The 12,197-nt window shown below is 63.6% G+C and carries 9 protein-coding genes; 7 read left to right on the forward strand and 2 right to left on the reverse strand.

Going from position 1 to position 12,197, the window contains the following annotated elements; translation table 11 throughout:
* Positions 1–270: 270 nt before the first annotated feature.
* The 7 genes from ACSLGO_RS11445 to ACSLGO_RS11475 are packed head-to-tail and all read left to right on the forward strand — an operon-like array spanning position 271 to position 9,132.
* Positions 271–1,410, forward strand: coding sequence for an extracellular solute-binding protein (locus ACSLGO_RS11445; RefSeq protein WP_176697510.1), 1,140 nt, complete (start codon positions 271–273; stop codon positions 1,408–1,410).
* A gap of 38 nt (positions 1,411–1,448) precedes the next feature.
* A complete protein-coding gene (locus tag ACSLGO_RS11450; protein ID WP_091601363.1) occupies positions 1,449–2,009 on the forward strand; it encodes a nuclear transport factor 2 family protein in 561 nt (186 codons plus the stop codon).
* Positions 2,003–3,808, forward strand: coding sequence for an ABC transporter permease (locus ACSLGO_RS11455; protein WP_325786034.1), 1,806 nt, complete (start codon positions 2,003–2,005; stop codon positions 3,806–3,808). The genes ACSLGO_RS11450 and ACSLGO_RS11455 overlap by 7 nt, the downstream gene beginning before the upstream one ends.
* Before the next feature lie 27 nt (positions 3,809–3,835).
* Positions 3,836–4,924, forward strand: a complete 1,089-nt coding sequence (locus ACSLGO_RS11460) for an ABC transporter ATP-binding protein (RefSeq protein WP_091601367.1) — start codon at positions 3,836–3,838, stop codon at positions 4,922–4,924.
* A gap of 14 nt (positions 4,925–4,938) precedes the next feature.
* Positions 4,939–6,648, forward strand: coding sequence for a CocE/NonD family hydrolase (locus ACSLGO_RS11465; RefSeq protein ID WP_091601369.1), 1,710 nt, complete (start codon positions 4,939–4,941; stop codon positions 6,646–6,648).
* 2 nt (positions 6,649–6,650) lie between these two features.
* A complete protein-coding gene (locus ACSLGO_RS11470) occupies positions 6,651–7,979 on the forward strand; it encodes an NtaA/DmoA family FMN-dependent monooxygenase (protein WP_091601371.1) in 1,329 nt (442 codons plus the stop codon).
* 4 nt (positions 7,980–7,983) lie between these two features.
* Positions 7,984–9,132: a flavin reductase gene (locus ACSLGO_RS11475; RefSeq protein WP_325786033.1), complete on the forward strand. Its 1,149-nt coding sequence runs from the start codon at positions 7,984–7,986 to the stop codon at positions 9,130–9,132.
* A gap of 76 nt (positions 9,133–9,208) precedes the next feature.
* On the opposite strand, the gene ACSLGO_RS11480 is transcribed toward ACSLGO_RS11475, so the two are convergent.
* Both ACSLGO_RS11480 and ACSLGO_RS11485 read right to left on the reverse strand, forming a co-directional pair.
* Entirely contained in the window at positions 9,209–10,456 is a 1,248-nt protein-coding gene (locus tag ACSLGO_RS11480; RefSeq protein WP_386885613.1) for a M20 family metallo-hydrolase, read from the reverse strand.
* Positions 10,453–12,117 (reverse strand): amidohydrolase, encoded by a 1,665-nt coding sequence (locus tag ACSLGO_RS11485; RefSeq protein WP_436401149.1) that lies wholly within the window; start codon positions 12,115–12,117, stop codon positions 10,453–10,455. The genes ACSLGO_RS11480 and ACSLGO_RS11485 overlap by 4 nt, the downstream gene beginning before the upstream one ends.
* Between the last annotated feature and the right edge of the window lie 80 nt (positions 12,118–12,197).

Below are 12,197 nucleotides of genomic sequence, written 5' to 3' on the forward strand. Positions count from 1 at the left end.
GTAGTCGCGGCAAACGCGCTCAATCGAACGCAGCTGTGCTCAATATAGAACGAATATAAACTAGATTTGTGGTCTTCGGAGACGAGCCTATGCCGTGTTTGCAACACTAAAGCGATTCAAATGTGACGTCAATCATACTTATTTATGTATACCTATTGACTATATCTCGACGGTGCTGGCTCAATGGTGGTGTCCAGGCCCCATCGCGTGGAGCCAGGACCACAGTGTCCGCCACAGCCTTCCCCCGGTTGTGAAACGAAGGAAACATCAATGAAGCTGAACTTCAGGATCACCAAACTTCCCCTCGCCGTCATTGCCGGCCTCGCAGCCGGCAGCCTTGCCCTATCCGGCTGCGCCGGCGCCGACTCTGCCCAGGGCTCCGGCGAGCTGGATCTCGGTCCCCTCGGTATTCAGAGCGCCCAGGAGGAAGAGCTCCAGACGCTGTACGACGCCGCGATTGAGTCAGGCGACACGGAGGTGACCATCTACGCAGGCCACCACGATGAGTTTCTGGGGATCTACGCCGCATTCGAAGAGCGGTTCCCGGGCCTTACCGTCGACCCGCAGACCTACGTCGGCGCCGAGCTGCAGACAACGCTGGAAGCGGAACGCCAGAGTGGAAACCACGTTGTCGACGTCCTTTCCAACCCCAACGCGGACCGGTACGCCGAACAGGGGTTCGCCGAGAAGTATCAGCCAGCCACCTTCGAGCTGCCCGCCTGGATCGACGGCCGTATCAGCGAGGACCAGATTGCAGACCCGAAGGGTTTTTACCATTCGCCCTGGGCACTGATGTTCGCGTCCTCCTACAACACGAACCTGCTCGACGAATCAGATCTGCCCGGGTCCTGGGCCGATCTGGCCGGTGAGGAGTGGGCCGGCAAACTCACCTTCATGACGCCCTCAACCCCCGGTGGGACCATGACCGTTTCGACTGCCCTCCTTCAGGCCGGCGCCGTTGACGAGGCATGGCTGCGGAGTGTCGGAGCCAACGCGAAAATCGTCGCCCAGGACCAGTTGGCCCTCCAATCCATCAGCGCCGGAGAATTCGCCTACCAGCCCCTGTCCGCCACCATTTCCGTCCTGAACGCCAAGGAGGACGGCGCGCCGGTTGAGGTTCAGTTCTTCGATGAGAACAACGTCATTGCCACCGAGAAGTGGATGCTGGCCGCCAATGCGCCCTCCAGCGACGCGGGAAAGCTCCTGCTGAACTTTCTTTTCACCGCAGAAGCCCAGGAATTGACCCTTGAGTCGGGCAACTTCCCGATCAACCAGCACGACTCCCTCGAGTCCCCTCACGGATGGCCCAAGCTCGAAGACGCTGCATTCGTCGAACTCCCTGCACAAACCGTGATGCGGGAGAAGATGACCGAATACGGCGACCTCTTCAAGTCGATCACCGCAAACTAGCTCCGGCTCCACCGGCTTGATGGGAAAGGCAGCACCTAGTGAATGACACAGAACTCGCGGAGGAACTCGCCAACCTCCGCCGCAGGATCGATGCACTCGAATCGGTCAAGGCCATCGAGAAGCTGCAGCAGCAGTACGTTCGTGACCTTGGGGACCGGAACTGGGCGGGCGTTGCCCGTGCCTACGCCGAGGACGCCGTGTGCGACATACGTCACCATGGAGTCCATAAGGGCCGGGACGCCATCGCAGGGATGTTCCAGGCGGATCTGGCCGACGTCGTCAAAAGCCAGGACGCGTACATTCTCTCCTCTCCGTCGATCACCGTGTCCGGTGACACGGCGTACGGCGAATGGACCTGGCACAGGATGCAGTGCGACTTCCGGACCTCATTTGGAATGATGCGCGTCTGGGGTCCGTGGTCGGAGGGCAAATACAAGTGCCGCTACGTCCGGGTCGACGGAGAGTGGAAGATCAAGGACCTGTGGTTCCGGGTGCTGCGTCCGGACTCCGACGATGACCTCGCCAGCCTCCGGGAGGGCGAGGTTATCGGAGGAGGTTACCGTCAGACGGATACTGAGCGGGAGCCCCTGCAATGCTGAAAGGGTGGAGGGCCTTTACCGGCAACCCCCAGTGGGTCATTGCGATCGTCTGTTTCGTCTGTTTCGTCGGCCCCGCCGCCATGGTGGTCCAGGGCGCCTTCAAGACACAGATGTTCGGTTCCAGCGGCTCCTACACCGCAGAAATGTTCTGGGAAGTGCTGCGCTCTACAGACACCCATTCAGTCATGATCCAGACAGTGCTGATGGGCCTGGCGACGATCGTGCTGTCGACCTTCTTCGCGTTGCTCTTCGCCACTATCTACGCCAAGACGAACACGGTCTTCCGGCAGGCCATCCCGGTCATCATGTTCATTGTCATTGCCACGCCGGGCCTGTTCTTCGCGATCGCCTGGGGCCTGCTCGGAAACCAGAACGTCGGTCTGCTGAACCAGCTGATGACCGGAGCTTTCGGTGAAGCCGGACGGATCTTCAACATGGAGTCCTGGTGGGGGATCGTGTTCGTCTCCTCCCTGCGCCTAATCGCGCTGCAGTTCTTCCTGCTTCTGGGCCCGTTCCTGGCCATGGATCGTTCCCTTGACGAAGCAGCCCGGCTCAGCGGTGCGGGGCCGGTCAGGACGTTCTTCCAGATCGAACTCCCGATCATGGCTCCGGCCATCACCGGCGCCATGATCCTGGGCTTCGTCCTCTTCCTGGAATCCTTCGATGCGCCACAGATCCTGGGCGTACCCGCGGGCATCTTCGTGATTCCCACCGAGATCTACGCCTATTTGTCCAATTCGACCGGCCCGCTTTTCGCGCAGGCCAGCAGCATTTCGGTGCTCCTCATGGTGGTGCTGATGGTGCTTGTGTTCATCCAGATCAAGGTCCTCGGGCGCCGGTCCTTCGTCACCATCGGAGGGAAGGAATCGCGGGCCCTGCGCCGGGACATCGGTCCATGGCGCTGGCTGTTTTCCGCACTCGTGCTGGGCTTCGCAGCCGTCACGATCATCCTTCCAATGGTTCAACTGATCCGTGTGTCGCTCTCCCCGTTCCTGGGCGCCAGCGAGGGCTTCTCCTTCGACAACTATGAAGAAGTACTGACTAACCGCCGGATGGTCTCCGGGTACTGGAACACCATGGGAACCGCCATGCTGGGAGCTTTGCTCGCTGTGTTGGCGGCCACGGCCTTCGCCTGGGCTGCACGCTTCAAGAGTGGGGTGCTGTCCCGGTTCATCGAATACAGCCAGTGGCTGGGGCTGGCCATGCCGGGGCTCATCCTGGCACTCGGTGTGCTCTGGCTGTTCCTGGGCCTGCCGTTCCTCTCCACGTTCTACGGGACACCGGTCCTGATGGTCTTTGCGCTGTTCGTGGCGACGATCCCGCTGGCAAGCCGGACAGCCACCGCGGCGATGGCACAGATACCGAAGTCGCTGGAAGAAGCGGCCTGGGTCTCCGGTGCCTCCAAGTACCGTGCGATCTGGGACATCATCATCCGCCTGATGCTGCCCAGCCTCGTCAGCGGCTGGTTGCTCTGCTTCGTGGTCATCAGTGGTGTGCTCTCCATCCCGCTCCTGCTTTCGACCGCGGGCGCCGACTATCTATCTGTGCAGATCTACAGCCGCTACGTGGAAGGAAAAGCCCCGATCGCCGCGGCGGCTGCCCTGCTGCTCATCGCGAGCTTCCTCGTCGTGGCCGGCATCGCCTACCTCGCCGGCCGCCTGCTGGCACTGACCCGGCCGGAGCAAAGGGCCGGGAAAGGGCCTGGCGGGGGGACGCCGGCGGACCTGCAGGATCCCGTGGGGCCGGATCCCACGACCGAGAGCGCCGGCCCTGCCCAGCAGTTGGCCCGAAGCCGCTAGGAACTCCCAACCGAACGAGGACAAACCATGCGCATCAACATCAGTTCAGTCAGCAAGGCCTTCAACGGCAACCAGATCCTCAAGGACCTGAACCTCTCCATTGAGTCCGGCGAGTTCATTACCCTCCTCGGTCCCAGCGGCTGCGGCAAGACGACCACCCTACGCTGCGTCGCCGGGTTGGAGTCACCGGACCACGGAAGCATCGCCGTCGACGGCCATGAGTTCGTCAATGCCGAGACCAGGACCATGGTTCCGCCGCATAAGCGCAAAGTGGGAATGGTCTTCCAGAGCTACGCCCTATGGCCGCACATGTCCGTGGCCGCGAATGTTGCGTACCCCCTGAAGCGCCGCAAGACCCCGGCAGCAGAGCTCCGCGAACGCGTAGCCACGAGCCTCGAAGCCGTTGGCATGGGTTCCCATGCCAAGCGTTACCCCCATGAGCTCTCCGGCGGCCAGCAGCAGCGCGTTGCACTGGCCCGGGGGCTGGTCTCCGCCAAGGGAGTCATGCTCTTCGATGAGCCCCTCTCCAACCTTGATGCCAAGCTGCGAATTGCGATGCGCAGCGAGATACGGCGGCTGCACGACGAGTTCGGGAACACCTCGCTCTACGTCACCCATGACCAGGACGAGGCCCTCGCCCTCTCGGACCGGGTCATCATCATGCGGGACGGCGTGATCGAGCAGGTCGGGACCCCCTCGGAGGTCCAGCGGCGACCTGTTTCCCGTTTTGCTGCAGATTTCGTCGGGTTCGAGAACATCCTGGAATGCCGGGGCATCACGCAGGAATCCGGGGCTCCGGAAGCGACCTTCGAGGGCGGTCTCAGGACGACGTCCAGCGAGCTGGCCAGCCGCACCGTACCCGGATCCTTCGCAGCCTTCCGCAGCTCCGACGTCGTCCTGGGTGAAACCGCACAGCCGGGCCTGGCCGGGGCAGGGCGGATCCGGGATGCCTCGTTCTCAGCGGAGGCCCGGACGGTCATCGTGGATCTTCCAGGAAACCGCAGCATCACGGTAGCCGTACCAGATGCGGCCATCAACGCCGATTCATACCGGCTTGGGGGAACCAGTGTCCAGCTGTGGGTGCCATCCGAATCACTCGTCATCCTGGACCGTTAGCCGTGAAGGACCCCATGAACATCCAGACTATGCAGCCCATCACCTGCCCCGGCCTCGACCCGGCAACTGCAGAGGGGAAGCCTCCGCTTCCTCCGCTCGAACATGTCACTGAAGACCTGGGCGGGCTCACCGTTGAACGCAACACCGCCATCCCGCTGCGGGACGGGATCCGCATCTACGGCGACATCTACCGTCCCGCCGGCATGGACAGGGACCTGCCGGTGCTCCTTGCTTGGGGGCCGTACGGCAAGCACAACCAGAAGGACATGCTTTGGCCCTCCGCAGGGATCGAAGCCGGCTGGATGTCACCGCTGACGGGCTTCGAAGCACCTGATCCCCGGTACTGGTGCCGCAACGGATATGCCGTGGCGTATGTGGATCCCCGCGGCATGTGGCATTCGGAGGGCAACGGCGTCCACAACGGACCGCAGGAAGCCGAGGACGTCTACGACGCCATTGAGTGGCTGGGCGGAGCGGACTGGTCCAACGGCCGCGTCGGTATGCTGGGCGTCTCCTACCTGGCTGGTATCCAGTACATCGCCGGTGCCATGCAGCCGCCATCCCTGAAAGCCATCAGTCCATGGGAGTGCTTCTCCGACTGGTACCGGGAGTTCTGTTATCACGGGGGAATTCCAGAGACGGGATTCATTCCCCGTGCCTCACGGAACATGCGCTATTCGCTCGCCTCGACGGAAGACACGGCGGCCAACGTGGCAGCCAACCCGCTGATGTCGGACTACTACAAGAGCCGATACCCCGACCTGAGAGACATCCAGGTCCCAGCCTTCGTGGTGGCGAGCTGGAGCGATCACGGACTCCACACCCGCGGCACCTTGGAGGCTTTCGCACAGATGTCCTCACCGCAAAAATGGCTCAGGGTCCATGGGCAGAAGAAGTGGCGATACTTCTACGACCCGGAGAATGTGGAAGCCCAACGGGTGTTCTTCGATTACTACCTCCTCGACAACGGTCCGGGACCGCTCTCCTGGCCGCAGGTGCAGTTGGAAGTCCTGGATACCGCGGAAACCATGCGCATCCGCAGCGACATTTTCTGGCCGGTTCCCGATACACAAGCCGTGCGCCTGTACGCAGGGCTGGAGGAACGCACACTTGCTACCCCGGCGCCGGCTGCATCAAGCCAGGTCACCTTCGACCCGATGGCGGAGAGTCTGGACCTGGAGTACGTCTTCCAGGAACCGGCCGACCTGGTGGGCCCGATGCGGCTTCGGCTTTTCCTGCGGGCCAACGATGCAGAGGATGCGGACATCTTCGTGGCGGTTCGGAAGTTCGCGCGAGACGGCGCCGAAGTGCGGTTCGCCTTTAATGCGCTATTCGACGACGGTCCCGTCGCGCTGGGATGGCTGCGCGCCAGCCATCAGCCGCTGGATGAAGAACGGTCCACCGAGCTGCGGCCCGTGCACCTGCACCTTGCAGAGGAACCGCTGATCCCCGGCGAGCCCCGGGCCCTGGATGTCGAAGTCTGGCCCTCCGGGGTGCACTTCGACCAAGGGGAGAAACTGGTGCTCTCCATTCTGGGCCACGACTTTGTCCACCGGGACCCGGATCTAAACTCTCCGGTCATCAGGCATGCGGACCTGAGGAACAAGGGCACCTGGACCGTGCACAGTGGGCCGGGCGCTGAGACCTACCTGGCCCTACCACTTTTCCAACCCGCGCAGGGCAGCGCGAACCCATCCCCGCAACCAACCAACGATGAGGTGTAGCCATGAGCCAAAAGAACATGCAACCGGACCATATGGTGCTGACGACCTTTATGCTCCCGGCGGGGTACCACCGGGACGCGTGGCGGCGGCCCGGAAGCCGGGCCGAGGAACTGGGGAACCTCGATTTCGTCGCGGACCTGACGCAGATGGCCGAGGAAGCGAAGCTGGATGCGGTCTTCTTCGGGGACATCGTCCACGCAAACAACCTTTTCCGTGACGACATCATGATGAACGGGTTCTACGAACCCATCAGTGTTCTTTCCGCTTTGGCGGCGCGGACCAGCAACATCGGCCTCATCGGCACGATGTCAACCTCCTTTGCAGAGCCATACAACGCAGCCCGCCAGTTCGCGGGCCTGGACCACATGTCCGGCGGTCGTGCGGGGTGGAACATCGTGACATCAAAGGACGGTTTCTCCAACTTCGGGGGAGGGGAAGCACCGGACCCCGTCCAGCGGTATGAGCGGGCCACGGAGTTCGTCGACGTCGTGACCAGGCTCTGGGACAGCTGGGCGGACGACGCCGTCATGGCCGACCGGGAGAACGGGCGGTGGGTGGACTCAGCGCGCCTGCGCAGGATCCATCACGAAGGCAGATACTTCACGGTCGAAGGCCCGATCAACATGCCAAGACCACCGCAGGGCCGTCCGGTACTGGTCCAGGCAGGTTCCTCGGGCCCAGGAATGGACTTGGGATCATCCGTAGCAGACGTTATCTACACCGCGCAGCCTCGCAAGAATCTTGCCCAGGACTTCTACGCCAGGATGCGCTCCTTGGCAGAGAGCCGCGGCAGGAAGGCAGACTCGGTCAAGATCATTCCCGGGATCCTGCCCATCATTGCCGATACGGTTGCTGAGGCGCAGGGCCTGGCCGATGAGTTGGCCGGCCTGCTGGACCTCGACGCAGGACGCAGGCAAATCGGCGGTGATCTGAAGATTCGTTTGGACGATATTGGGTTCGACGAACAGATTCCGGCGGAGCGCTTCTCAGACGACCCGGCCATGGGCAGCCGTTACCAGATTTTCCGGCGAAAGAGTGTGGAAGAGGGGATGACGCTACGGGAATTGATTGTGGACCGCGCCCGCTCCACCGGCCACATGTGGATGGTCGGCACAGCGGACCAGGTGGCCGAAGTCATGATCGACTGGTTCACCTCCGAAGCGTGCGACGGTTTCAATCTGAACTCTCCCTTCAACCCGGGAGGATTTGAGGCGATCTGCCGGAAGCTGGTTCCGGCGCTCCAGGAACGGGGGTACTTCCGCAGCGAGTACGAAGGATCGACGTTGCGGGAAAACCTTAAGCTCGACCGGCCTTCGACTGAGTGGAGCTAACGGGATGAACACTCAGGACCTGCTTCCCATACCGGGATTTGACCAGGACATGTTTCGGCGGGTCGTAGGGCACTTCGCCAGCGGAGTCACAGTTATCACCACGTCGCATGACGGCCGGCTGTACGGTACGACGGCGTCAGCCGTGAGTTCCCTGTCCATGGACCCGCCCATGATGCTGATGTGCCTGAACCGCAGCAGCAGCACTCATGACGCGGTAAGGGCGGCAGGGATCTATGTCATCAACATCCTCGCCGACCACCAGGAAGACCTGGCACTGCGGTTCGGCAGGAAAGGTGCGGACAAGTTCTCCGGTGTCGGATACACGGTCTCGGAGCATGGCGGCGTACCTGTGCTGGAAGACGTGCTGGCGACCATCACCTGCGTCGTAACGGAAGCGCCTCAGGGAGGAAGCCACACGGTGTTCTTCGGACAGGTTGTGGACGCCCGTGCGGCATCAGGTAATCCACTGGCCTACTATCGGGGAGCATTCGGACGGCTTGAGAGCGTCCGTGAGCTGGATACGTACCGGAAGGTCCGGAGATGGGTTCTCTCCCGCTCTACGCCCAGCGGCGGCGAACTGGAGATCCATAACCTGGTGAGGGCGCTCGGCGCGGAGCCTGATGACGTCTTCAACTCATTGGTGAAGCTCACAACCGAAGGACTCGTGTCCCGCTCGGACAGTGGCGCCTTCCATGTCACTCCAATAACAGCGGAACTTAGTGACGGACTCTACGAGGGACGAGCCATGATCGAGGCTGGTGTCATCGCAAGCCGCGCACAGGGATTCGACGAAGGCCTGCTTGAGACGCTCTTGCAGCTGACAAAGGACATGGAGGGCATCCGCTGCTCGGCAGACGGATCGTTGAGGGATTTCCTCGAGCTGCATTCCCGGTTCCACCAGTCATTGGTGCGGGCATCGGGGTCCTCCCAGCTGTTTGAGTCCTACCGGAGGCTAAGCATCGCGGGAGTGTGGACCGAAGCGTGGGATGACACGGATTGGCGGGATCTCCTGGACCATGCAGAGCTGAGCCGGCTGGCGGAGGCTCTCCGGACAGGTGAAACGGATGCTGCCATAGACGCAGTGCGCGCCTATACGGAACAGGCAAAGCACTTTGCCCGGCTGGCCATCGCCAGCAGGGGCGGGGCGGTCTGAGACAGAGGCGCTGGCGGTGCCTGCGAGTCTACGCGCCGGGCCCGGAGCCCCAGAAGGGACCCGGGCCCGGGCCGGGCTAGTCTTCCACCGAATCTCCGCGAACCAGGCGCAGTGCCACCTCAGTGAGGAGCTCGACGCCGCGCACGGCGTCCTCATCGCGGGTGAACTCGGCTTCGTTGTGTGAGATGCCTTCCACACTGGGCACGAACAGCATCACGGTGGGGACATGGTCCTTGAGGTTGGTGGAGTCGTGCCCCGCCACGGTCATGATGTCCCTGTGAGTGAAGCCCAGCGCGTCTGCGGCGGCGCGGCCCAGCCGGACGCCGGCCGGCTGGTAAGGGTTCAGGCCCCACTGGTGGGTCAGTGCCAGGGAGACCCCGGTCCCGGACCGGGACTCGGCTTCGGCAATGCGCTTGTCCAGCAGGTCCATGGCGCGGGCGAGGACGGATTCGTCTGGTGAACGCAGGTCCAGGTTCATAACCACCTGGCGGGCGATCGTCACCGGAGAGTTGGGCAGCACCTGCAGCTGGGACACTGAACTGTGCAGCAGGCCCGGCTCGAACTCTTCGGTGAGGTCCCGGGCGGCGGCGATGACCAGCGCCGCTCCGTACAGGGCGTCCCTCCGGTCAACCATCCGCGTGGACCCGGTGTGGGACTGGTCCCCGTCCACCGTGACCTGGTACTTCGCGGCTGCCCAGGTCTTATCCACGATGCCCACCTGGGTGCCGGTTTCCTCGAGGATGCGGCCCTGCTCAATGTGGATCTCGGCATACCGTGCAACGGAGTCCAGGGCCGGGGCAGTACCCGCCGCGGACGGACTGCCCAGTGCCTCGGCCACGGTGGTGCCGGCCAGGTCCGCGGTGGCACGGGCTGTTTCAAGGGACAGCTTTCCCGTGAAGACGCCGCTGCCCATCATGCTGGGGGTGAAGCGGCTGCCTTCCTCATTGAACCAGTTCACTACTGCGAGGTTGAAGGCCGGGGCCAGTTCACCTGCCTCCGCGGCGGCTGCTGCCCGAACCACTGCGTGAGCGGCCGCCAGCACTCCGTAAGCGCCGTCGTACCGTCCGGCCAGCGGCTGCGAATCAAGGTGCGAGCCGAGCAGGACCCACGCCGCTCCGGGCACGAGTTCCACCAGCCCGAACTGGTTGCCGGCCGAATCAACGGCCTCGGTGAGGCCGTGTTCAGCGAGCCAGGTGCTGAACCAGGCGCGGACGGCATGGTCCTCCGGTGTTCCTGCCTGGCGGTCGACGCCGCCTCCCGCAGTTGCGCCGAAGCTGGACATGACGGCGAAATCCGCCAGGAAACTGGAGTTGCTGGTGCTCATCGATTGTCCTTCGCTGAAGTGGGGAAAGTGGGGAGGTCCGGATGGAGAAAACGGAGTTCGCCGCCCACCATGGTGCCCAAAACCTGGGTGGTGCCGATCCGGGAGGAATCAACAGTCGTGGGATCCTGGTCCAGGAAAACCAGGTCCGCGAGGAGCCCGGGGGAGAGGCTTCCCTTTTCCCGGGACGTACCGGTGGCTGCAGCGGAGCCGGTGGTGTAGGCCGCCAGCGCCTGCTCGGCGGTGATCCGTTCCGCGGGCCCGTACGCCATACCCGCAGGAGTCAGCCGTTCCACGAAGGACTGCATGACATCCAGCGGCCGACCGTTGGAAACCGGACGGTCGGAACTGCCCGGCAGGACGGCGCCGCGGCGCAGCAGTCCGGCAGCCGGGTAGGAAAGCCCGGTGCGGGCAGGGCCAAGCAGTTCGGCCATGCCGTCGCCGAATTCAGTGATGAAGTGCGGCTGCGGAACCAGGACGATTCCCGCCTCCGCAATCCGGTCCAGCTGTTCCGGCCGGACCACGCCGCCATGCTCGATCCGGTTGGGGAAACAGTTGGGGCCGTAGGATTCCTGGGCCTCAACAATGATGCTGATGGCGTGATCCACCGCAGCGTCGCCAATGGCGTGCATGGCGATCGGCCACCCCGCGCGGTAGGCCGCGAGGGCCGACTCGCGGAGTTCCGCGGCGTCCATTTGCAGGTAGCCGTGGTTGTGCGTGCAGCCCACGTAGTCCTCGGACATGTATGCCGTGCTGCCCAGCAGCGACCCGTCGCTGAAGATCTTTACCGGACCGATCCGCAGCCACTCGTCACCCAGCCCGGAGCGGATGCCGGCATCCAATCCCAGGCCGCCGCCGTCGTCCTCGTGCCCGGAAAGCGGGCGGAGCGCGTCGAGCACCAGCATGGGCTGCATCCGCACCGAGAGCAGGCCCTTGTCCCGGGCAGACAGGTAGGCGCCGAACTCCCGGGGGGAGTGGCCGATCCAGCCGCCGGCAATCCCGGCGTCCGTGACACTGGTGATGCCTTCGGTGAGGTAGTGCGCAGTGGCCAGCTCCAGGGCCTTCTCGATGGTCTCCAGCGGATAAGGCAGCATGAGTTCCTGGACCAGCCGCATGGCGTTCTCTTCGAGGAGGCCGGTGGGCCGGCCGTCGTCGCTGCGGACCACGACGCCGCCCTCAATCCCGGCGGTGAGGTCCTGCGTCGCGGCCACGAGGTCCAGTGCTGCGCCGTTCAGGGTGCAGGCGTGGCCGGAGGAATGCTTGATCCACACCGGCCGGCCGCCCGAAGCCTCATCCAGCCGGTCACGGTCCGGCTGGGCACCGCCGAGCAGGAGGGGACTGAAGCCAGAGGCAACCACCCACTCGCCGGGTGCCAGCTGGTCAGCGGCAGCGGAAATCGCCGAATACACGTCGTCCAGCGAGCGGGCATCCCCCAGTGCGGTTTCCATCAGGCCAAGGCCGAACCAGACGCTGTGGCTGTGCACATCGTTGAAGCCGGGCACCACCGTCAGTCCCTCGGCGTCGAACACTGCGCGGGCAGGGATATCAGCGTCCGGGTCCACGGCCAGGATCCTGCCGCCGAGGATCGCCAGGGTACTGGCGCGAGGATGCGCTGGATCCTGGGTAAGGACATGGGCGTTGGTAATCAACAGGTCTGCGAGCATGGGTTCCTAGCCGTTGTTCCGTCCCCACGGCGAAGCACGGAAAATGCACAGCCTGCTGGGTGTCACCCCCATTCAACTAT

The organism is Arthrobacter sp. IK3 (assembly GCF_051337705.1).
Taxonomy (GTDB): domain Bacteria; phylum Actinomycetota; class Actinomycetes; order Actinomycetales; family Micrococcaceae; genus Arthrobacter_B; species Arthrobacter_B koreensis.

What these genes read in the sequence shown, in the direction of transcription:
- ACSLGO_RS11445 (WP_176697510.1), top strand. Translation starts at nt 271, where the DNA reads ATGAAGCTGAACTTCAGGATCACCAAACTTCCCCTCGCCGTCATTGCC.
- ACSLGO_RS11455 (WP_325786034.1), top strand. Translation starts at nt 2,003, where the DNA reads ATGCTGAAAGGGTGGAGGGCCTTTACCGGCAACCCCCAGTGGGTCATT.
- ACSLGO_RS11460 (WP_091601367.1), top strand. Translation starts at nt 3,836, where the DNA reads ATGCGCATCAACATCAGTTCAGTCAGCAAGGCCTTCAACGGCAACCAG.
- ACSLGO_RS11465 (WP_091601369.1), top strand. Translation starts at nt 4,939, where the DNA reads ATGAACATCCAGACTATGCAGCCCATCACCTGCCCCGGCCTCGACCCG.
- ACSLGO_RS11470 (WP_091601371.1), top strand. Translation starts at nt 6,651, where the DNA reads ATGAGCCAAAAGAACATGCAACCGGACCATATGGTGCTGACGACCTTT.
- ACSLGO_RS11475 (WP_325786033.1), top strand. Translation starts at nt 7,984, where the DNA reads ATGAACACTCAGGACCTGCTTCCCATACCGGGATTTGACCAGGACATG.
- ACSLGO_RS11480 (WP_386885613.1), bottom strand. Translation starts at nt 10,456, where the DNA reads ATGAGCACCAGCAACTCCAGTTTCCTGGCGGATTTCGCCGTCATGTCC.
- ACSLGO_RS11485 (WP_436401149.1), bottom strand. Translation starts at nt 12,117, where the DNA reads ATGCTCGCAGACCTGTTGATTACCAACGCCCATGTCCTTACCCAGGAT.